Source organism: Methylosinus sp. R-45379, assembly GCF_001644125.1.
Lineage (GTDB): Bacteria > Pseudomonadota > Alphaproteobacteria > Rhizobiales > Beijerinckiaceae > Methylosinus.
The window spans coordinates 13,791-36,704 of record NZ_LUUM01000253.1; the positions used below are offsets into that span (position 1 = coordinate 13,791).

Sequence of the window (22,914 nt, forward strand, 5' to 3'; positions counted from 1 at the left end):
GCGCAGGCGCGCCCTCCCCTGCCGCGACCGCGGATCTATCCCGAGCGCCGCTGGCCCCGATCCGGTGTGCTCGAACGCATGGCGGAAGCGGCGGTGGCGCGATTTGCGCCGGCGATCGGATGGCTCGCGGGGCGCGGCGCCGGCGGCATTGTGGAACGTGTCGCCCAGCATGAGGCGGAGCTGCGCGCGCTGTCCGACGCCGAGCTGCGCCTGCGTGGCCGAGCGCTGCGCGAAACGCTGTATCGCTGTCGCGCGCGCGACCCGAAGGCGATCGCGGAAGCATTCGCGGTGATCCGCGAGGCTTCGGATCGCGTGCTGGGAATGCGACATTTCGACGTACAGCTGATCGGCGGCGATATTCTCCTCGGCGGGATGGTCGCCGAGATGGACACTGGCGAAGGCAAAACGCTCACGGCGACATTGGCGGCTGCGACCGCGGCGCTGGCCGGCGTCCCGACTCATGTCGTCACCGTGAACGACTATCTCGCGCGACGCGACGCCGATCTGATGCGGCCGCTTTACGAGTTTCTCGGACTGCGCGTCGGCGTCGTCACGCAGGAGATGGCGCCCGAGCAAAAAATGGCGGCCTACGCCTGCGACATCGCTTATTGCACGAATAAGACCCTCGCCTTCGACTATTTGCGTGATCGTTTGGCGCTCGGGCGGAGGAGCGGCGATCTTCGGCGCAAATTCGAGACTCTCGCTGCTCCGGCGACGCAGGGGCGTGATCTCTTGTTGCGAGGACTTCATTTTGCGATCGTCGATGAGGCGGACAGCATACTGATCGACGAGGCGCGCACGCCGCTCATTCTCTCGCGAGAACTGCCATCGACATCCGAGCAAGAGGATTTCGTTCGAGCGCTCGAGATCGCGGAGCGGATGAGCGAGGGGCGTGATTTTCTGCTCCGTCTCGACGAGCGTCGGGTCGAGCTGACCGCCGCAGGCCGCGCGCTGCTCGCCGAATTCGCGCAGCCGCTCGGAAGCCGTTGGCGCATGACGGCGCAGCGCGAGGAATGGGCGGTTCAGGCGATCACGGCGATGCGCCTCTTCCACCGCGACGAGCATTATATCGTGCGCGGCGGGAAAGTGGAGATCGTGGACGAGCATACCGGACGCGTCATGGCCGACCGCTTCTGGAGCGATGGGCTCCATCAGATGATCGAGGTCAAGGAAGGATGCGCAATTTCTGGCGTGCGCGCCACGATCGCCAGAATGACCTATCAGCGCTTCTTCCGACGCTATCAGCGGCTCGCTGGAATGACGGGCACGGCCGCCGAGGTCGCGGGCGAGCTCTGGAGCGTCTATCGGCTCGCCGTCGCGCGCGTGCCGAGCAACAAGCCCTCGCGACGCGAGCTGCTTCGAGATCGCATTGTCGCGACAGAGTCGGAAAAATGGCGCGCCATTGTGGAGACGATCGCGGAGCATCATCGGCGGGGCGCGCCGGTTCTGCTCGGCGCAAGGTCCGTCGCTTCGTCGCGCAGAGCGAGCGAAAGTCTCGCTGCGGCGGATTTGGCGCATGTCGTTCTCAACGCCGCGCAGGACGCCGCCGAGGCGGAGATCGTGGCCGCCGCCGGGCGGCGCGGCCGCATCACCGTCGCGACGAACATGGCTGGCCGCGGGACCGACATCAAGCTCGACGACGATGTGAGCGAATTGGGCGGATTGCACGTCATAATGTCGGAGCTCCACGACGCGCGCAGAATCGATCGACAGCTCGCTGGACGATGCGCGCGGCAAGGGCAGCCGGGTTGCTTCCAATCGTTCTTATCGCTCGAGGACGGCCTGACGGACACCAACGCTTTACCCTTCGAACGGTACCTAATGTACGTAATGATTCGAGCCGGCTGGTCATGGCCTGCGCGTTTCGCTCTTCGCGCAGCGCAGCGTCGCGCGGAGCGGCTTCATGCTCATATGCGTCGCGAATTATTGGATAGAGACGAGACTCTCGATCATGCGCTCGCCTTCACAGGAAAAGCCGAATAATCGCCGAATGTCGATCGCGCGAACCGTCATCGCCGCGGCTCTGGCGATGTGCGGCGCTTCGGCGGCCAGTGCGGCGCGAGCCGAAAATCGTCGGATCGATTGCGTCATCGATCCGACGATGACGGTCAAGCTCGGCAGCCCGACTGCGGGATTGGTGTCCGAAGTGCTCGTCGATCGCGGAGACGTCGTCGTCGCGGGCCAAGTGGTCGCCCGGCTGGAATCGAGCGTCGAAGCCGCGACGCTCGAATTGAACCGAGCGCGCGCTGCGAGCGCAGCGCGCGTCGAGGCTCAGGCCGCGCGGTTGACGCTCAGCCGAGCGCGCATGGGCCGAGCGCGAGAGCTGCTCGCGCGCAACAGCTTCACGCGGGACAAATTCGACGAGCAGAGGGCGGATACGCGCGTCGCGGAAGAAGATCTGGCGCGTGAGAAGGTCGAATTGCGGCTCGCCGAGCTCGAGGTCGAGCGCTCTCGCGCCCTGCTCGAGCAGAGGACCATTCGCAGCCCTATCGCGGGGGTGATCGGCGAGCGCAAGCTGTCGCCGGGCGAGTTCGTCCATCAGGACACTTTCATAATGAGCGTCGTGCATCTCGATCCGCTGCATGTCGAGGCGTTCCTGCCGGTGGCGATGTATCCGAAGATCAAGATCGGCGAGGCCGTCATGGTGTCGCCGGACGAGCCCGTCGGCGGGAGTCATCTCGCGACGGTCTCGGTGATCGATCGCGTATTCGATCCGGCGAGCGCGACATTCGGCGTTCGCCTTCTTTTGCCGAATCCGGACAATCGGCTGCCGGGCGGCCAACGCTGCAAGCTCGATTTCGACGAGGCGGCGCGTGAGAGGGACGCGCAATGAACGCGGCGCGCGCGCAGCGCCTTTGCGCATTCATGTCGTGCTTCCTGGCGCTCGTGGCGCAAGAGAGCCATTCTGAGACGTTGAAGAGCGCTCTGGCTTCGGCCTACGCCAATAATCCGGACCTCGAGGAACAGCGCGCGGTCGTGCGGATTCGCGATGAGGACGTGTCCAAAGCCGCGGCGGGGCATCGGCCGAAGGCTGGCGCGTCCTTCAGCGCGGGGCCGCAAAAGTCGAGCGTCCGTCAACCGGGCGGCCGCGATCAGCTGAGGAACCGCCTCTACACCGATGATGAGAATTTCGGCCATCCGCGCAGCGGCACGCTGAATCTGTCATTGACGGTGTTCGACGGCTGGCGTTCGGATAATTCCATGCGTCAGGCCGAGTCCGGCGTGCTCGCGGCGCGCGCGATTCTGTCGGCCGCGGAGCAGGAAGTGCTGCTGCATGCGGCGACCGTCTATATGGATGTGCTGCGCGACACTGCGGCGCTCGGTCTGCGCAAGCACAATCGCGCGGTTCTCATGGAGCAGCTGCGCGTGGCGCGCGATCGGGCCGAAATGGGAATGGCGACGATCGCCGATGTCGCGCAGGCGGAAGCGGCGCTGGCGCAAGCCGAGGCCGACCATGTCGGGGCGCGCGAATCCTTGCGGGCGAGCGTCGTCGAATATAGGGAGGTGATCGGCCATGCGCCCGTGCGGCTCGAGCCTGCGAAAGGCTGCGAGCGTGATCTGCCGACGACGGCCGAGCAGGCTGTCGAACGGGCCGTCGCCGCGCATCCGCAGGTGATCTCGTCTCTTCATCAAGTGGATGTCGCGACGATGGCGGTGAAGGTCGCCGAGGGCGCGCTCATGCCGTCGCTTTCCGTAGGCGGGCAGGTCTTCCAGCAATATGATTCCTATCTCGGCTATCCCGGCACACGGCAGTTTTCGGCGCAGGTGACGGGAACGCTCAATGTGCCATTATACGATGGCGGCGCCGAATATTCCGCGGTCAGGCAGGCCAAGCAGCAGCTCGGTCAGGCGCAGGTGCATGTCTCGGCTCAGCGCAGCGCTATTCGCGCCAAGCTCGCCGCGAGCTACAGCCGTCTTGCGACCGCAAATGCGGCGCTGCATTACGGCGGAACGGTGGTGAGATCCTCGGAGAGGGCTCTCCAGCAAATTCGCAACGAGGCGGAATTCGGCCAAAGAACGCTTCTCGATGTGCTGAATGCGCAGCAGGCGCTATTCGACGCTCGGGTGAAAATGGTCTCGGCGCAGCACGATCGCGTCGTCGCCTCCTGCTCCGTTCTCGCCGGGATCGGCGGCCTATCCGCCGAGAGCTTGAATCTCGACGTCGACCGATATGACCCGGCGAAAAATCTGGAGCAGATACGAGAGCTTTGGATCGGCCTGGACACGCCGGAGGCTGTCGCGTCGCCTTCGATTCCGTGAATCCAGAATGATTGTTCGAGGCGAGCTGCGTCGTCAGCGTCGCGCTGATCTTCATTTTGAGGAGCGACGCTTCTGATACGGGAAGCATTATCGCGCCTTGGGCTCCGAAGCGTTGTTCTTGCCGTCCGTGCCGAGATCGAAATGCTGGCCGTCTACCTCGATGCTGCGGATGCGCGCACGGTAGCCGGCGCCCGGCGAGGACGCATGAACCTTGTGGGCCGCTCGGCTGGACGTCGCCGCAACGTGCGACGCGCGCATGCGGGGAGCCGGTAGCGGAGTCTGCGACGCCTCGCCACCCTGCATATTATCGTCGATATCGGCCGAGGCAGCCGCGGCTACCGCCGCCCTGCCCGCGGTGGCGCGCGACGCCTCGGCGCCATTCGAAGACGACGCCCTCGCTTCTCTGGAGACCACATTGCCGGCGCTCGTCGCCGCCTGCCGCGTTTGCGCGAGTTGTGCTGCTGCGGCGGCCCGATCCGCCAACACTTTGCCGATCGTTCCATTGATGTAATAGGGGACGTCCTTGATCTGCGCATTCGTCAATCCGCCGCCCCCGGTAACGGCGCCGGCCGAGCGGCCGTCGGGCGTATTCGTCATCGCCAAGCCGGGGTTGCTTTCGGAGTCGTAAAAGCTGTTCGTGATGGAGCCGGCGGAGCTGCCGCTCGAGTAGGAAACACCAGAGATTCCTCCGGTGAGGCCCTCAGGACCTCGCACGAGACCCTGTGAATATGAATCTGCGATAGCGCCTGTGTTGCGACCGGCCAGCCCACCGGTCCAAGTGCTGGCCCCGGTCCCCGTGACCGCCCCGGAAGCCGATGAGCCAGTAATATTTCCGCTGTTGAATCCGACGAGTCCTCCGGCTTGAATGCCGCTCGTCGTGACATTCCCCGTCGCGTAGGAATTGGTGATGGCGCCGGCGCTGGTTCCGGCGAGGCCTCCTGTCGCGATGGTCCCGCCGGTCACATCGCCCGTCGCATAGGATTTGTCGATGTTGACGGCTTTCGTCGATTGAGAGCTGCCGAGCAATCCGCCTGCGTACCATCCAGCCGTCGTCGAGACATTGCCGGTCGCATAGGAATTGGCGATGGTGCTCACGCCGCCCCTTGCGCCAGTCGATATATATCCGACGAGGCCTCCGATGGATTCGCCGGTATTTTTGGCGCCTGTGCCGGTCACATCGCCGGTCGCGTAAGAATTGGTGATGAGAATACCTACGCCCGCGCCTGTCGTGCTCACCATTCCGATCAATCCGCCGGTTCCGTTGATAAGCGGCGCGTCGTCCGGAAAATTGCTCGTCACATTGCCGGTCGCATAAGTGTTGTCGATAATGACATCGCCGCCTGCAGACTGCGCGCTTCCGCTTATCTGTCCGATAAGTCCGCCGATATTATATCCGCCGCGCACATTGCCGGTCGCGAAAGAATTCGTGACCTTCAATGAATTTGTGCCGATGGTCGTGGCGTAGCCGATGAGGCCGCCATTGCCGCTGCCGGCGTCATTGCCGTTCACATTGCCGGTCGCGTAGGAATAGTCGATCGTCGTGGCGGTCGCGCCGCCGACCAGCCCTCCTCCACCCTTGTCCACGTCGCCGGTCGCATGCGAATGCGAGATTGTCGAGCCTGTATTGAAATAGCTCCCGGCGCTTCCCAACAAGCCGCCGCCGCCTCCCGACACCTTTGCATCCGAATAGGCGTAGGTCACGTTCGAGCCGGTCACTCCTCCAGCCAGACCTCCACCTGCAATGGCTATCGACCCCGTGCTGTAGACTTGAGCGAGCGTCACCAGATTGCCGGTTCCCAATAGCGCTCCCCCTCCGCTGGAGGAGGATGCGCTGCTGATGTCGACATTCACGATTCCCACATCGCGAATGGTGGAGGCGCTGCCGTCCGCTCCGGCCCGGCCGATCAGTCCCATGGGATCGGATGACGTGCTCGACGCTTTCAGAGTCAGATTGCCGATGCTGTGGCCGAGACCCGCGAAGGTCCCAGAGATCGCCGAGACGACCGAAGCCGCGCCGATTTGGGCGGCGCTCCACTGCGAAGCGTCGAGGTTTGTCGCAAGTGCGAATTTTCCGCTGGCCGTGCCGGTGGCGTCGTCCAACGCAGCGAGCTGGTCCATCGAATGGATGAGCGTGTAGCTCTGCCCGTTGATCGCGAGAGTGGCGGTGTCACCCGGAAGGCTGATCGATCCATAGACGCCGCCGCTCGTATCCTTCACGGCGATAGGACTGCCGTTGGCGTCGAGCGTCGCGCCTGCGTAGCTGGCCTTGCTGCGGATGTGATAGTCGCCGCCATAGCTCATCGCCAGCGCGCCATGGGCGCCAGACAGCGACACGGCGTCATTGATGTAGATGTCCGCGCCCGCATTCAGCGTCAGCGCGCCGCGATCCGCAGTGGTGGCGACCGGCGCATTGACGTTGATATTATTGGTCGCCGAGAGCGTCAGCGAATTGTTCGACGACCAGCTCACGGCGTCGTTCAGAGTGACGCTGCCGCCGATCGCATTGAGGGCGAAATTGCGCGTCGCGAGATTTCCATTGACGAACTGACCGCTGAAAGTCCCGCCGGCGCCGACGATGATGTCCGGCTGGCTCCACGACCAGGAGCCATTGACCCCTGTGTTCAGCGCGAAACTGTTTCCCGTGACGACGCTGCCGCCGGCCGTCTCGAGCAGTCCGCCATTGCCGCTCGCCGCTGCAACATTGACGGCGCCATTGACATTGGTCTTGCCCGCCAGATTGCCGACGATATAGCTGCTCAATCCGCTGGCGGCGGTGCTCAGCGTCAGGCTCAGCGTGTTCGCCGACGCCAGCAGGACCTTACCGCCGCGCGCCGTCAGCGTTCCCGATTGATCGACGCCATTATTGCTCGCCAGCGCCGCAAAGCCGCCGTCGACGATGACGATGTCGCCGGCCGCCACCACCGAGCCGGAGCCGCTCGAGGCGACGAAGAGATAATTGCCCGCATTGAAATTGGCGTCGCTGATGCTCAGCGTGCTGGCGACGAGCGCGCCGACATTGACGCTGGACCCCGCCGTGAACAGCACGCCGGCGGAATTGAGAATGAAGACGCGGCCATTGGCGTTGAGAGCGCCGGCGATCACGCTCTTCTCATTGCCGGTCACGCGATTGAGGACGACGGAGGTCACAGAAGGCTGGACGAAATTGACGGTCTCGCCCGCCGCGATCGAGAAGCGGAACCAGTCGATGATCGCCGAATTCGTCGTTTGCGTGATCGTCGTCGTATTGCCGGAGGTCGCAATTGTGGCGGCGCCGCTCGCCACATGATCGAGAGCGAGACTCTGATTACCGACGACGACCGAACCAACGCTGCCGACCACAGTGTAATTGGGGTTGTTGACGGTCAGCGCGGTCACGTCGGTGATCGACTGAACGCCCGCGGCGGAGCCGGCTATTTTGGCGGAGCCGCCGAGGCTCACCGAATCGCCCGCCACCACATTCATCGCAGCGAGATTGCCGGCGCCGATGCTGACGCTCCCATCCGCCGACTTGGTCCCGTAGAGGCTGAGCGCCAAAGGCGTGATATTGGCGGTGGTCGTAAGAGACGCGTTTTGCAAAATATAATTGCCGCTGTCGGTCCCTGTCAGCGCCAGCCCGGAGACGGCGACCGTCTTGCCCTGGCCAACATTTTTGTCGGCAAATTGCGCCGTCGAATAAGAGAGGGACAGATTGTCGCCCGCGACCTTGCCGGGCAGCTGATAAGATATGGCGTCGACTGTCGCGCCGTCATAGACCTTGTCCACGCCAGTGGCGGCGGCGCTGATCGGCTTCGGCCCGATTGTCGCCGTGGTCGTGTTGGCGATCGTGTAATTGCTCGCTTTGCCGCCATTGGCGCCGTCCGCCGCGGCATAGGCGAGGTTCACCGTCTTGCCGACGGCGGCGTTCTTGTCGGCGAAAGCCGCCGACGTATAGGCGACATTCAGCGTCTGATCGCCGATGAGACCGATGAGCCCGCTGTTCGCTACGCCGCTGTTCAGCGTGGCCGAGGTGGTTCCGTCATAGACCTTGTCGGCGACGACGCCAGAGATCGTCAGCGCTTTCGGATTGACCGTGACCGTGCCCTTGACGTTCTTATAGACCGATGACAACACGCTCGAGGCGGCCTGCATGCCTGCGTCGACATAGCCATTGCTGGTCGCGACGGTGAAGGGATTGAGGGTCGTCGAGGACACGTCATCCTTCGAAAAGCCTGACCCTCCGCCTCCCTGCAAGCCCAGCACCGACAGCGACAGCGTGCTTATCGTCGAAGTGGCGACGCCATAGGTGGGGATGGTGCTTGTGCTGACGTAGATCAGAAGATTTGCGAGAATGGGATAGCCGGATTTCGAAGCCGCCCAAATGGCGGCGTCGAAACCCGCGTAGCTCGCGAAGCTGGGCGCCTCAGCGGCGGTCAGACTCTTTGCTGCGGAACTGTCGGTTACCGGGGAACCGCTCGAATACCAATAGGCGTTGGTGATCGCGCCGCCGGTGTTGTCCGCGACGAAACCATATTGCGGCTGCGCGCCACCGACCGAATAGGAGGTCGCATAGGCGTTGCTGATCGTCCCGGAGTTCTGATAGGCGAAGGCGGCGCTCCAATTGGACGATGCGTTGGTTCCATTGAGCGACGTCGTATAGGCGTTGGTGATCGTCCCGGTGTTTTGCCCGACGAAGCCCGCGAGACGAGGCCCCGCGCTGTAGAAGTTTCCCGTAGCGGCATATTCCATATAGGAATAGGACTGATCGATCGTTCCCGTGTTCTTGCCGACGAATCCGCCCGCGATCGACGTCGTATCGGCGCTGGATAGCCTTATCTGATTGCCTGCATAGGATCGATCGATCTTTCCGGCGTTCACCCCGACGAGACCGCCGACATAAGAAAGGTTGGAGACGCCGAAAGCGGTATTGGTGAGCAGCTGCGTGTTGGTCGAGAGATTCAACGCCCGCGCCGAGCTGTCGATGATCCGGCCGCTGGCCTCGTTCGTCCCGACCAAGCCGCCGCCGACGCTCGTTATCGCCACATTGGCCAGCGAATAGCTCTGAGCGATGAGGCCCGAGTTGACGCCGACGAGACCGCCGACGCTGTCGATCGTCACTGTCGGATTGGCCGCGGCCCGTGGAACCACGTTTCCGCTGGAGAAACTGTTGACGATGGAGCCCTGGTTGACATTGGCGAGCAGGCCGGCCGCGGCGCTGCTCGTCGTTCCCGCGCTGAGCGACGCCGATGCGACGGCGAAATTGCTGACCAGACCTCCGGCGCCGATCGTTCCGAACAAGCCCGAGCCGGTCAGCTGGGCCGAGATGACCGAGTGGCCGAGACCGTTGAAATTGCCGGTGAAGGCGGTCGTGGCGCCGATCGGGCCGCTCCAATTGCGCGCTCTCAAGCCGCTGAGATCGGCGCCGAGCACATAATTGCCGGCCAAGTCGTTTTTGACGGCGTCCAATCCGGCGACAGTGGTGATGACCGTGTAATTGGCGCCATTGAGCGTGAACGTCCCGGCGCTGGAAAAATCGAGCCTTCCGGCGAAGACGCCATTGGTCGCGCCCTGATAGGCATAGAGCCCTTTGGGCGTGCCGTCGGCATTGGTTCCGACGCCATAATTGGCGGCGAAGGAAGCTGTCCCCGTCGCCGTCATCACAGCGTCGATGAAGACATTATTCGTCGCGGTTAGCGTCAGTCTGTTGCCCGACCAGCTGACGGCGTCATTGACATAGATATTGCCGTCGGCGCCGTGTCCGCTCGTCGACTGGATCGTGACATTGTTCGAAGCGAGCTGGCTCGTCAGCGCCGCGCCGGTGATGTCGCCGCCTATGCCGATCGTGAAGCCGTCCGGATCGATGATCCAGCTTCCTGTCGCCCCGCTCGTCGAGGCGGTCGTCACGACGGCGCTATCGGCAACCGTCACCTTATTGCCGGAGGTCTCGATCGTTCCGCCGTCGCCGCCCTTGCACGCCGAGGCGTCGAGCTTGCCGGACACATTCACCGTTCCGCCCGAAGCGAGCAGCTTGATCCTTCCGACCTTCACCGAACCGCCGCTCGACGACGAGCCGCCGGTCAGATCGGCGAGCGTTCGCGCCTTGATGATCCCGCTATTGTTGACCTGCGCCGAGAGCAAATCGTCGGCCGCTTTCGCGGTCAGCACGACCTGGCCGCCATTGGCTTTTATCAGCCCCTTGTTCTGGACGAGAGCGTCATAGGTCCCTTTGTCGATCGTCACATCGACGAGAGAATCGCCACCGAAATTCAGCGTGATCTGCTCGCCGGAAGCGAGCGCGATCGTCCCGAGCTTCGCGGTGATCGTCCCCTCGTTCGAGACGGTCTTGCCGAGCAATGCGACATAGCCGCCTTCGCTCGCTTTGATCTTGCCCTGATTGACGACGGCGGCGTTCGATGAGCCGGAAAAGACGTAGTTCCCGGCCATGAAGTTCGAGTTGGAGATATCGAGCGTCGAGGCGACGAGGCCGCCGACATTCACCTGGGCGTCCTTGCCGAAAAGGATGCCGGCGGAATTGACGAGGAACACGCGCCCATTGGCGTTCAGCGCGCCGGAGATGACGCTCTGTTCATTGCCGACGACACGGTTGAGCGTCACCGACGTGGCCGTCGGCTGAAGGAAATTGACCGTTTCCCCGGCGCCGATGGAGAAGCCCTGCCAGTTGATGATAGCGCGATTGGTCGCCTGCGTGATATTGGTGACGCTGCCGGCCGAAGCGATGGTCGCCGCGCCGTCTACGACGACGCCGCCCGTCGGGTTGGCCAGGGCGAAACGCGGCAGGGCGAGAACGGCGGCGATGGCCGTCATGGTGGAAAAAGCGCCGCGCAGAGCGAGCAGATCGGCGCGAGACCGCTGCGATGATATCGACGTCGAGACAGCCGCCCATGATTCCGTCTTCCGTCCCACATTGCGGCTGAAACGCATCGATCTGCCCTTTTTGCGGACGGAGCCCATGAATCGGTCGTCGCGGTAAGGTGGCGCCGACGCTCCGTGCCATGCTTATGTTATGTAAACGAAATACATTATGATTCCGGATAAGTAGTGCTCGAAAACGGGGCGTTGTGGGCAAATTAAGGGCTGCCCTGGGGGCGACAGTCCGGCAATCAGATGGATGCCACGCCGGTCGGTTCGCAAGAGGCGTCGCAAGCTTGGCAAAGACGGTCTGGCTTTGCCCATTCTTTGTCAGAGCGGCGTCGGCGCGAGCGATTTTCCGTATGCGCCGATTATATTGGCGACCTCTGGAAGCTGGTCGACGAGCCGCACGGCTGGTTCGACCTCGAAGGAGGCCCCTGCCCTCTCGAAAATCGCTAGGCATAGCTGGTCGGGATCGTGTCGGGAACGGAAGGCGAGGCCATCCGGTGCGTCCGGATGCGCCCACAGCGCGTCGGCCCAGGCGCCGCAAGGCTCATAAGGTCCGGTCGAGATGGAATTGTCGAGGCCGAGAATCTGTAGCCCGGCGCTATGCAATTGTACTATACGGAGTGCGCGCCGACAGCGCACGACGCTCGAAGCACGCGCTTCGATGTCGACCTGAGCGACCATTTTCCTGCGTGGATTGCGCAGCAAGGTCTCGACCAGCGCGCCAGCGAAGCGAAAGGCGACATAAAGCACGCCGAATGAGCCGGAAGCGCTATCGAAACGATAGGTCGGCGGCGCTCCCGGGCCCGGACCGAAGAATATCGGATGATGCTCCGCTCGATGCACGCGGTGGAGCTCCATCCGAGCTGGCAGAACCTCGATCGGTAGCGCCACAGTGGCGAGAGCGGCTGGCGGGAAAGTTGCGACGCCCGAAGGGCCTCGGACCGGGCTCACGCGAAGCCGTCGCCTTGTTCGATCCGGGCGAGACGTTCCAGCTCCGGGGTCAGTCCCTCGCGCCGCAGCCTTTGCATCGGGGTCTCGCCTCCGAGAGCATCGTCTGGCGCCAACAGAAAATCCATTGCGACCCAAGGACCGGCTTCGGCGAAGACGTCGAGAAGCTTCGGCAGCCCGGCGACGACCGTCCCCTTGGCCTCGTCGAACTGGCAACGCGGATAGCGCCAATCGCCGCCCATGCGCACGGCCAGCAGCGTATTGGCGCGACGGCGCTTTTCGATCGCCTGCCGGCTGACGCCGAGCTGTTGCGCGACCTCGGTCGAGGAAAGCGTGCCTCCCGCTGCGTCGAGGATCTGGACGCGATGTTCCGCATTCCGCGCCACGAGCGGGGCGAGCGGGTCCAGGTCGACAAGCGAGGCTTCGGTGGTCGCGGTATCCGCCAGCACGCGCGCGAGAGTGCCGAAACCGGTCGAGGCGGCGAGCGCTTCGGAGAGTATTTTCAGATCGGCATGCGCGGCGATCCGGGTGATGGTGTCCATGGAGCGACGGAGAAACGCCTCGCGCAAAGGGTCGGCGCTCGTGGCGTCGCGGAAGGCGGTCTCGCGCGAAGATGGGGCTTTCATCGGCGCCTCGGTTGTCTTCAGGAGAATATAGCGTAGCGCATACGTGGTCAACCACGGCTCGGCCAACACCGACCGAACCAACGATGCGCCCACGATGAAATTCGTTCTCCAGAGCGGCGCCGTCGCTTTGCCGCGCGACGATCGAACCGAGAAGGTGGTCGCGACAAGGCCATTGACCGTCGCCCTAGCCTTCGCTAAGTTCTGTATGTCTCGGGGAGTCCGAAACATCGAAATCTTTCAGGGGAGACCTGAATATGAGCGCATCGGCGCAAAAGCACGATTATCTCGTGTTCATCGGGCGTTTTCAGCCCCTTCACAATGGCCATCTCCATGTCATGCGCCAGGCGCTCGCCGCCGGGCGCAAGCTTATCGTGCTGGTCGGCTCGTCGAATGCGGCGCGGTCGCCGCGCAACCCTTTCACCTATGAGGAGCGGCGCGACACGATCCTGGCCGCCCGCGGCGCGATCGAGGCTGCGCCCGATCGCATTCTCGTGCGGCCGCTGCCAGATTTTCTCTACAATGATCGCGCCTGGATCGCCCATGTCCAGCGCAGCGTCGACGAGGCCATCGCCGCGGACGGTGGCTCGGAACGCGCTTCGGTTGGCCTCATCGGCCACAGCAAGGACAAGTCCTCCTATTATCTGCGCATGTTCCCCAATTGGGACGCGGTCGATGTGCGGACGCAGCATGGCACGCTCAATTCGACCGATCTGCGCGAGGATTATCTGCGCCGCGCGCCGCGCATTCCCGACGCGCCGCTCTGTCCCGCGGAGACCAGCGAGTTTCTCACCCGCTTCATGCTGACCGACGCCTTCAAATGGCTGGTCGGGGAGACGGAGTTCTATCGCGATTACAAGGCCGCCTGGGGCAAGACGCCCTACCCTGTCTTCATCAATTGCGTCGATGCGGTCGTCGTTCAGTCGGGCCATATTCTCCTGGTGGAGCGCGCTCGCCGTCCCGGCGCCGGGCTGCTCGCCCTGCCCGGCGGCCATGTCGATCCCAATGAGAGCTTTCGCGACGCGGCTGTACGGGAATTGAAGGAGGAGACCAAAATCTCCGACCAGAAGGGAGAAATCCCTCCGGCCATGCTCGCCTCCTTCATCGACGAGACCAAGACGCGGCTATTCGACCATCCCGACCGCTCCGAGCGCGGCCGCGTCGTGACCCAGGCCTTTCTCTTCGACCTTCCGGCGCGCAAGCCGATGTTCTCGGTGCGCGGTGACGACGATGCGGCGAGCGCATGCTGGCATGAGCTCGGCCGTCTGAGCGCCGACCAGTTTTTCGAGGACCACGCCGCCATCATCCGCGAGATGACGGGCGCGTTGATCGACTGATTTTTACTTTGGCGTCCGGGGAGTCCGGGCGCCGGTTTCGCGCTGGAGGAGATTCCAGACATGACTCGCATCAGCAGAATTCTCGACGCCGACAGCTACAAGGCCAGCCATTTTCTTCAATATCCACCCGGGACGGAATTCGTCTCGAGCTATATCGAGTCGCGCGGCGGCGCCTTTGCGCAGAGCCTGTTCTTCGGCTTGCAGATCTATCTGAAGGATGTGCTGACGCAGCCGATCACGCGCGCCGACATAGACGAGGCGGAGGAGATGCTGCTCGCGCATGGCGAGCCTTTCAATCGCGCCGGCTGGGACCATGTGCTGAACGCCCATGGCGGCCATATGCCCGTGCGTATCGAGGCGGTTCGCGAGGGCAGCGTGCTGTCGACCGGAAATGCGCTCGTGCAGATCGTCAACACGGACCCGCGCGTTCCGTGGATCGTCTCCTATCTCGAGACCGCGCTTTTGCGGGCCGTCTGGTATCCGACGACGGTGGCGACGCGCTCCTGGCATTTGAAGAAGATCATCGACGCCGCCTGGCGTGAGACTTCGGACGCGCCGCAGGAGCGGTTGGTTTTCGCTTTGCATGATTTCGGGGCGCGCGGGGCCTCGAGCAGCGAGAGCGCTTCGATCGGCGGGCTCGCCCATCTCGTCAATTTTCGCGGCACCGACACGCTCGCGGCGCTCGCCCTGGCGCGGCGTGTCTATCACGAGCCCATGGCCGGCTTCTCGATTCCGGCGGCGGAACATTCGACGATCACCTCATGGGGCCGCGAGCGCGAGACCGACGCCTACGCCAATATGCTGCGCAATTTCGGCGGGCCGGGAAAGGTCGTCGCGGTCGTCTCCGACAGCTATGACGTCTATCGCGCGACGGCGGAGATTTGGGGCGGCAGCCTCGCCTCGCAGGTTCGCGAAACGGGCGGAACGCTGGTCGTGCGGCCCGACTCCGGCGATCCGACGACGACGCCGGTGGAGATCGTCGAAATCCTCGCCGAGAAATTCGGCGCCAGAACCAATAGCAAAGGGTTCCGCCTTTTGCCGGATTGTGTCCGCGTGATTCAGGGCGACGGCGTCGATGAAAGCTCGATCATGGCGATCCTCGCCAATCTGCGCGCGAAAGGTTTCGCTGCGGACAATATCGCGTTCGGCATGGGCGGCGCGCTGCTGCAGAAGCTCGATCGGGACACGCTCAAATTCGCGATGAAGACGAGCGCCATCCGCATCGGCGGTGAGTGGATCGACGTGTTCAAGCAGCCGATCGGCGATCCAGGCAAAACCTCGAAAAAAGGCCGCCTCGCGCTGGTTCACAGGGACGGCGCGCCGCGCACCATTCGCGCGGAGCAGCGTCGGGACGGCGAGGAGAATCTGCTCGAGGAGGTTTTCGTCGACGGCTATTTGATTCGTGACGAACGCCTCGAGGATATTCGTCGTCGCTCCTGGTGACGTGCCCCTGAAAAATCCCACCAGCATCGATTAGAGTCCGGCCGATTGCAAGACGGATACGATGAAGAAGAAACGGTTCACGGAAGAGCAGATCATCGGGATTTTGCGGGAGCAGGAAGCCGGCGCGAAGGCGGCGGACCTCGCGTGCAAATACGCGGTTTCGGAGACGACGCTCTACAATTGGAAGGCCAAGTTCGGCGGGATGGACATTTCCGAGGCCAAGCGGCTGAAGGCGCTGGGAGGAGAACGCGCGTCTGAAGAAACTCTTGGCCGATCAGATGCTCGATGCGGCGGCGAACTCCTGGCAAAATTATGTATGGTCCGCCCCGGCATTGCAAGGGTCGTCTGGACTGCGGTCGGACGCAGTTAGCGTAAATGAATCCGGCCTCTCGCGAGTGGGCCGCTGTTGCGGCCAGGTCATGATGAGATTCGCGCGCATCGTTCCCACTAAATGGTACGGGCTCGGGAGCCCGTTTTTTTGATCGAGCTTACGATGCGTGGATCGCCTGCTCCGACATCATTCCTTCTCCCCCGGCAACTGCTGCCGAGCGCCCGATCAGACGTGCGCCGGATCGACCCGCTCGTAGAGATTGCCCGTCCGCGTGAGCACTGCCCAAGCCATTCGGGCGATCTTATTGGCCAAGGCGACGATCACCTTGTTTCGATGCATCCGTGTATCGAGCTGATCGAGCCAAACCGCGAGCTTGTCTTTTTGCCTGTCGAGGCGCGCGACGCACGATCGGGTCAGCGTCGCCGCCTCAGAACTCTCCATGAAGGCGCACAGCGAAGATTGAAACGGATCCACGATCGCGGTTATAAGCGGGATTATGCACGAACTGATAGTTGGCGGTGAGATGAACCCCGTCCTGGATATTGAATTTGTAGTATGTTTCCAAAATGTGTTCGCCGTCATAAGTGAGCGCGCCATCGCCGAGCAGAATGCCCGATCCTCCGTTCGCCAGATAGCGGATGTGGCTACCTGATATTCCGTTTACGACGCCGGCGACGCCGATCGCATCCTTGGAACGACCCCATCCGCCTCCCGTGAGCACCGCGCCCGCGGAGAGCGATCGTTCGATCTCGGTGAACTCCATCGACTCATATCGGCCGTTCGCCATGCTCGCGCGAAGGAACAAGCCCAGATCATCCGCGAGAGGCTGTTCAATGTTCAAGCCGGCGCCCGCCTTGAAGCGCTTTTTTCGATCGGCCGTAATGTCCGGCGTATTTCCGGAGAGCAAGCCGAGAGCCACAGCCTCGTCATATTTTCCGAGATACGCCAAGTCGCCGTAACCTAAGAATTTGATCTTGGCTTCCTGACCAAGGAGCAGCGAATGGCGCGCCTCGAATTCGACGACGGGCATGAATTGACGAAAAAGCGCGGGCTCGATCGCCTCGCCATTGGGAATGAGGGATGTCTGAAAAACACCGGCGCGCGCCGTCCACCAGTCCTGCTTCCACTCCGCCGTCGCCCCATGCGTATAGCCCCAGGAGTCGGCGGCGTAGTCGAAGGCGCCCATGTCGAGGACAGACCAGTTCAGAAATCCACTTCGGCCATCGTGAGCGTATTTGTTGTCGTCGAAGATATCCACAACGGAATATTTGCCGATTGTGAGTGTGAGACGGTTCGTGTCGACCGAGTTGGCTAGCTGATTTTGGCCCGCCTCGATTTTCTCACTCTCTCCACCAAGGCCGATTGTCTGGCGCAGAAAATATTTCTGGAAACGCAAATACGGTCGCGCATGGCCGACCTTATAGGCTTCGGCGCTGGGAAAGCCGGCGATACCGAGCGTGCTGCTGAGGCCATAGCCCTCGTCTATCTCCGGATCGACGTAGACTTCGCCTCCTTGCCACAAACGCAAGCCGAGGAAAGCGGTCGCAGATACGGTGGCGCGCGCCTGACCGCCGGACGGGGCCAAGCTATTGGTTCCCGAATAAAGGGCGCGGAATTTCGGATAGCCTTGCACGACGCCGGTAATTTGGCCATGCACGCTATATTGCTCGGGAGTATCCGCCGGTTTTTCATCCTTCTCACGTTCCGAGCCAGCTGATTTCTTCTTCGACTTTTTGTTCGCTTTCGGATCATCCCGTTCGTCGGCGGAAATCGAATGCTCGTCCGGCTCTGCGGTGAGGTTCATATCTCCGAATCGATAGCTCATGCCAAAGCGTAGGATGTGGCTTTCCGCCCACCTTTGGGAGGCGTAATCGAAAGCACTCCCATTGTCGAAGACCTCGCTGTTGTGCGATTGATTCAGGAACAAATATTCGGCGCGGGCTGACCAGTTCGAGGCGAGGGCGTACTCGACGCCAGCGCCAAAGAGATATTTCGTTCGCGACGAGGCCGAGAGACCGCTCGTGAACACATTGCCCGGCGCGCCGCCATTGAGTGTCAGTGTGGAAGCCCCACGCCAGCCGCCGCTCGCCACGCCTCCAGTGGCGTAGAAAAGCATTCGGTCGACCGCAAAACCGAGCCTTCCACGTAAACTCCCAAAATAGGCGCCGCTCGGATCTGCGGTCAGCGTGTAGGAGCCGACTCCCCGGAGCCAATAGACCGGGGGCGCAGGAAAAGCTCCGATCGGACCACGTCGGCCATCGAGAAAGCTCAGTTCAGTTTCGATCCCATAGACCCAATTTCCATATTGCCAATTGTAGCCGGCCTGCGCGCCGAAAGTTGGACCGGGGCGCTCACGGCCCTGTGGGTAGAGGTCGAAGAGAATGCTGTCGAAAGCGCTCACAGATCGAAATCTTTCGGTCCGATGCAACGGAACTCCTGCCCCGAGGCTGACGCCGAAATAGAAGCCTGCCCAGCAGAAGGCCGGAGGAACGGAAGTCCGCGCATCGGCGGCGCCAGCGGGTCCGACCGCGCTCAGCATCGCAGTGATAACGATTCCAGCCGTCGAATAGCGCATTGTCGTTCTCATCGAAGAAGACTCATTTTTCACGACACAGCTGCGATGCTCTCTCTCGAGTCCAAGAGTGAAATCATACGAAGCGTCGCATCAAACTGGATCGATCGTCTTCGGCCCAAGATTTTTCGACGTGAGCCAGAGAGACGATCGCCGCGGAATTTCGCCTGCTAAGCGTCGAGACGCGTTTCGTCGATGTTTCGAGACTCCTTCGCTGGACGATAAGCCCTCGAGAACTTCTGACGAAGCGCCGGCGCGACGACGAGCAGCATGATCGGTCCGAGCAGCATGCCGCCGACGACGACAGTCGCCAATGGCCGCTGTACCTGTGAGCCGATGCCATTCGAAACGGCGGCGGGAAAGAGGCCGACGCCCGCCGATAACGCGGTCATCAGCAGCGGCCTCATGCGTTGCTCCGCGCCATGGAAAATCGCTTCTCGGAATTCCATCCCCTGGATCGTCAGCTCTCGGAAATAAGTGATGTTCAATATTCCGTCCATCACGGCGACGCCGAACAGGGAAATGAAGCCGATCGCCGCCGAGACGCTGAAGTTCTCACCGGAGACATAGAGGGCGATCACGCCGCCAACGATCGCGAAGGGAATGCCCGCGAGCGCCAGCAGGCTGTCGCGAAGTGAATTGAACAGACTGTAGAGAAGCGAGAAGATGAGCAGGAAGGACAAAGGCACGACGATGGCGAGGCGCGTCTTGGCCTGTTGCAGATTGCCGAATTCGCCGGCCCAGAGAATTTGATAGCCTGGCGGAAGCGCGACTGCGTTCGCGACCTTCGCCTGGGCCTCCGCCACAGTCGAGGCGAGATCGCGGCCACGGATGTTGAATTTCAGTGGGACGTAGCGGCGGCTCCGTTCACGATAGATGAAAGATGCGCCGGTATCGAGGGAAATGGCCGCGAGCTCGCGCAGCGGAACATAGGCGTTCGTCATGCTTCCCGGAGGCGTATAGCCGACCTTGATGTCTCCGATCGCAGCGAGCGTCGTCCGATATTGCGGGGCGAGGCGCACAACGACCGCGAACTGCCTATCGCCCTCGAGCACGGTCGTTGCGTTCGTTCCGCCCATCGCGGCTTGCACGATCGTATTGACGTCACCCGAGTTGAGTCCGTAGCGCGCCGCGCGCTGACGGTCGACTTTGATATTGAGATTGGGCTGCCCGAGCGTGTGGAGAAGCTCGAGATCCTCGACGCCAGCGACGGTTCGGATCTGCTCGCGCACCTTCTCGGCCAGCTTTTCGAGAGTCACGAGATCCGAGCCGACGACTTTCACCGAATTGGCGCCCTTCACGCCAGACAGGGCTTCGTCGACATTATCCTGAATATACTGCGAAAAGCCGAAGACGACGCCCGGCAGCTCTTCTTCGAACTCCTTCTGGAGCTCCGCCGTGAGCTTTTCTTTCGTGAAACCGCGCGGCCATTCATCGAACGGTTTCAACGGTGCAAAGATCTGCACGTCCGAGAAGGCCGACGCGTCGCTGCCATTGTCGGGACGCCCATGTTGCGTCACGACCGTGATGATCTCGGGATGGCGCATAAGAATCTCGCGCATTTTGCGGGTCGATTCGACGCCGGATTCGAGCGACATGGTTGAAGGGAGAGAGGCGCGAATCCAGTAATTGCCCTCCTCGAGCGCGGGCAGGAATTCACTACCGAGACGTGTCGCCAGAAACAGACCGAGCGCGAGGAGCAGCGCGCCGGCGCCGATTGCGAGCCCGACATTGTCGAGCGCCCATCGCAGCATCGGAGTATAAGCTCCACGCATCCGGCGAACAATGATTGTCTCTGTCTCCGCGACGCGTGTGGGAAGGACGATCGACGCGAGCACGGGAGTCACGGTGAAGGTCGCGAGCAGAGCGCCTGCAAGCGCATAGGCGTAGGTTCTCGCCATCGGTCCGAAGATCTGCCCTTCGACGCCCGTCATGGTGAATAAGGGTAGAAAAGCGGTGACCGTGATCGCCGCCGTGAAGAAGACCGCACTGTCGACCTGTAGCGCGCTGACGAAGATGAGCCGGAGCCGATTGGTCCAGAGGCGCACGCTGCCGTGGCTACCGGTCGCCGCGGTAGGATCGGGACCCCAAAAGCCTTCCGTGAGATGTTGCAGGAGACGATTTCGCGCCGGGCGATCCGCCTGGAAATTACGAAAGATGTTCTCGACGAGGATGACGGCGGAATCGACGATGATTCCGAAATCGACCGCCCCGAGCGACAGGAGGTTGGCGTCCTCTCCCTGCGCCACGAGCAGAATGATCGCGAAGAACAGGGCGAAGGGAATATTCACGCCGACGATAATCGCGCTACGCAGATCACCGAGAAAAATCCACTGGATGAAGAACACGAGCAGGCAACCGAACACGAGATTGTGAAGGACAGTATGCGTGGTGACGGCGACGAGCGAGCCGCGATCGTAGAAAGGGACGAGCTTCACGCCGGGCGGAAGAGACCCGTCGGAGTTGATTTTTTCGACCTCGGCCGCGACCTTCGGCAGAATCTCGTTGGTGTGCTGCGTGCGGCCCATGACGACGATCGCCGCAGCAACGTCGTCGTCGTGGTCGCGTCCGAGTATGCCGAGACGCGGAACATGTCCGACAGTGACCCTCGCGACATCCTTGATTTGAACCGGCACGCCGTTCGATTGCGTGAGAACGACATTCTCGATGTCGTCCGTTCGGTAGCCTTTCGTCAGATCGTCATTGCCGCCGTCGTCGATGAGGCCAACGCCGCGAATATTCACCGATTGCTGGCCAAGCTCGATCTCCCGGCCGCCGACATTGACATTTGCGTTGCCGAGAGCTGCGATGACCTGTGGAATGGTGACATTATAGGCCTCGAGCTTGCCGAGATCGACCTCGACGCCGAACTGCTTCGTCGTACCGCCCCAGGAATTGATCTGAACGACGCCAGGGATGGTGAGCAGCCGCCGCGTGGCGATCCAGTCCTGAACAGTCCGAAGATCGGTCAAGGTGAAATGCGGCGGCCCGACCAGCTGATAGCGGAAAATCTCGCCGACGAGGCTCGACTGCTGGATGACGGGCGAGACATTGTTCGGAAGCGATGCGCCTTGCTGCAGCGCGATCGCCGCCTGCGCATAGGCGAAATGATAATCCGTCCCATATTCGAAAGTGACGCGAACGAAGCTCAGGCCGTAGAAGGAGGTCGAACGAATGTTCGTCACGCGCGGCGTCGGGTAGAGCGCGATCTCCATCGGCATAGTATAATATTTTTCCATCTCCTCGGCGGAGAGGCCCGGCGCCTGCGCGGTGATCTCGAGGATGACGGGCGCCGGATTCGGGTAGGCTTCTATATTGAGCCGCGTAAAAGCTGTCACGCCGGCGACAATGAACACGCCGACCGCGAGAACGACGACCGCGCGACGCGTCAGCCCGAATTCGAGAATGGATTTCAGCACGGGGCAACCTCGTTCGATCAGCGGCGCGCTATTCAGCCGCGCCGATCGCGGCGAGGTTGTCGAGAAAGACAGCGCCTTTCGAGACGATGAGCTCGCCGACGGAAAGGCCTTGCTCAATTTGGTCGAAACCGTTCTGGCGCAAGCCGATCTTGACTGTCCTCTGCTTGAAGCGTCGGCGATCCTGCGTGATCCAAGCGGTCATGGTTCCGTCGCTTTTGCGGACGATTGCGCTTTCGGGAGCCGCCGGCGCGCGAAACGACGCCCCGACGCGAATGACGAAGTCGGCGAACATTCCGGCGCGAAGCAGATGATCGGGGTCCTTGATCTCCGAGCGCACGAACATGCGTCGGGTGGTCGGATCGACAGAGGGTCCGAGCACGGTGATCGCTCCATGAAATTCTCGATCCGGATAAGCGGCGACGCTGACATGAACGTCCTGTCCGACACGCAGCAGCGGGGCGTCGCTCTCCACGACATTCGCCAGCATCCACATGGTCGACGTATCGGCGACTGCATAAGGCGCCGGGGCGACGCCGGGCTGGACGAAGAGGCCCGGCGACGCGGCCCGAGCCGTGACATAGCCAGCGAGCGGGCTCTTCACGATGAGGCGCGGATCCGCGCGCCGCTCTGCGACGATCTTGTCGATCTCTTCCTCGGTCTTGCCGAAGATGCGAACCGCGTCCCGCGCCGACTTCAGAGTACCTTCGGCCGTCTGCTGATCGGAGATCGTCTGGTCGACCGCTTGTTGCGAAACGCCACCGATCTTGACCAGCGACTTGACACGGTTGAGCGAGCGCGTCTGGAGCGTGAGCACGCCAGACGCGGCGATCAGATTGGACCCCGCCTGCAATAGGTCCGGGCTATCGATGGTGAAGAGGACCTGATCCTTTTCGACACGGTCTCCGATATTGAAATAGGCGTCGATGATCCGTCCCTGATAGGGCGTGAAGACCTGAACGAGGCGGTTCTGGTTGAAATCGATGCTCCCGACGGCTCGTCGTTCTTCGCCGAAAATGCGCTCGTCCACCTTTTCGATCTCGAGCGCGCCGGCCTGTTTATCGTTCAGTCCGATTTCCGTTTCGGCTGAAGCTCTCACCTTCGGACGTGGATATCCGTCGTCTTGTTG

The 22,914-nt window shown here is 62.2% G+C and carries 12 protein-coding genes and 1 pseudogene; 6 read left to right on the forward strand and 7 right to left on the reverse strand.

What is annotated here, in order from left to right:
• The first annotated feature begins 66 nt into the window (after positions 1–66).
• The 3 genes from A1351_RS12510 to A1351_RS12520 are packed head-to-tail and all read left to right on the forward strand — an operon-like array spanning position 67 to position 4,260.
• Positions 67–1,983: a prepilin peptidase gene (locus A1351_RS12510; protein WP_245291648.1), complete on the forward strand. Its 1,917-nt coding sequence runs from the start codon at positions 67–69 to the stop codon at positions 1,981–1,983.
• 7 nt (positions 1,984–1,990) lie between these two features.
• Positions 1,991–2,833: an efflux RND transporter periplasmic adaptor subunit gene (locus A1351_RS12515; protein WP_064033144.1), complete on the forward strand. Its 843-nt coding sequence runs from the start codon at positions 1,991–1,993 to the stop codon at positions 2,831–2,833.
• Positions 2,830–4,260 carry a TolC family outer membrane protein gene (locus A1351_RS12520; protein WP_083967305.1) on the forward strand — a complete coding sequence of 477 codons (1,431 nt, stop codon included), beginning with the start codon at positions 2,830–2,832 and terminating at the stop codon, positions 4,258–4,260. The genes A1351_RS12515 and A1351_RS12520 overlap by 4 nt, the downstream gene beginning before the upstream one ends.
• Positions 4,261–4,347: 87 nt before the next feature.
• Here the strand turns inward: A1351_RS12520 and A1351_RS12525 are convergent, their stop codons facing one another.
• The 3 genes from A1351_RS12525 to A1351_RS12535 all read right to left on the reverse strand — a co-directional run bounded on the left by A1351_RS12525 (position 4,348) and on the right by A1351_RS12535 (position 12,689).
• On the reverse strand, positions 4,348–11,061 hold the full coding sequence (locus tag A1351_RS12525) for a filamentous hemagglutinin N-terminal domain-containing protein (protein WP_157096294.1): 6,714 nt from the start codon (positions 11,059–11,061) through the stop codon (positions 4,348–4,350).
• A 375-nt stretch (positions 11,062–11,436) separates the two neighbouring features.
• A complete protein-coding gene (locus tag A1351_RS12530; protein ID WP_024881773.1) occupies positions 11,437–11,973 on the reverse strand; it encodes an RES family NAD+ phosphorylase in 537 nt (178 codons plus the stop codon).
• Positions 11,974–12,062: 89 nt separating this feature from the next.
• The gene (locus A1351_RS12535; RefSeq protein ID WP_036310054.1) at positions 12,063–12,689 is read right to left on the reverse strand and encodes a helix-turn-helix domain-containing protein; all 627 of its coding nucleotides are present in this window, start codon (positions 12,687–12,689) and stop codon (positions 12,063–12,065) included.
• A gap of 254 nt (positions 12,690–12,943) precedes the next feature.
• Between A1351_RS12535 and A1351_RS12540 the strand changes: the two genes are divergently transcribed.
• The 3 genes and pseudogenes from A1351_RS12540 to A1351_RS12550 all read left to right on the forward strand — a co-directional run.
• A complete protein-coding gene (locus A1351_RS12540; protein ID WP_024881775.1) occupies positions 12,944–14,023 on the forward strand; it encodes a bifunctional nicotinamide-nucleotide adenylyltransferase/Nudix hydroxylase in 1,080 nt (359 codons plus the stop codon).
• A gap of 60 nt (positions 14,024–14,083) precedes the next feature.
• Positions 14,084–15,466 (forward strand): nicotinate phosphoribosyltransferase, encoded by a 1,383-nt coding sequence (locus A1351_RS12545; protein ID WP_064033145.1) that lies wholly within the window; start codon positions 14,084–14,086, stop codon positions 15,464–15,466.
• 61 nt (positions 15,467–15,527) lie between these two features.
• Positions 15,528–15,762, forward strand: a pseudogene (locus A1351_RS12550) (transposase); the annotation flags it as partial.
• Positions 15,763–16,022: 260 nt separating this feature from the next.
• Here A1351_RS12550 and A1351_RS12555 read toward each other — a convergent pair.
• The 4 genes from A1351_RS12555 to A1351_RS12570 all read right to left on the reverse strand — a co-directional run bounded on the left by A1351_RS12555 (position 16,023) and on the right by A1351_RS12570 (position 22,815).
• Complete coding sequence (locus A1351_RS12555; RefSeq protein ID WP_024881777.1) at positions 16,023–16,238, reverse strand: hypothetical protein; 216 nt, start codon at positions 16,236–16,238, stop codon at positions 16,023–16,025.
• Positions 16,225–18,198, reverse strand: a complete 1,974-nt coding sequence (locus tag A1351_RS12560) for a carbohydrate porin (protein ID WP_371441482.1) — start codon at positions 18,196–18,198, stop codon at positions 16,225–16,227. Before A1351_RS12560 ends, A1351_RS12555 begins: the two co-directional genes overlap by 14 nt.
• A gap of 341 nt (positions 18,199–18,539) precedes the next feature.
• Complete coding sequence (locus A1351_RS12565; protein WP_371441485.1) at positions 18,540–21,785, reverse strand: efflux RND transporter permease subunit; 3,246 nt, start codon at positions 21,783–21,785, stop codon at positions 18,540–18,542.
• Between the two features lie 31 nt (positions 21,786–21,816).
• Entirely contained in the window at positions 21,817–22,815 is a 999-nt protein-coding gene (locus A1351_RS12570) for an efflux RND transporter periplasmic adaptor subunit (protein WP_245275738.1), read from the reverse strand.
• Between the last annotated feature and the right edge of the window lie 99 nt (positions 22,816–22,914).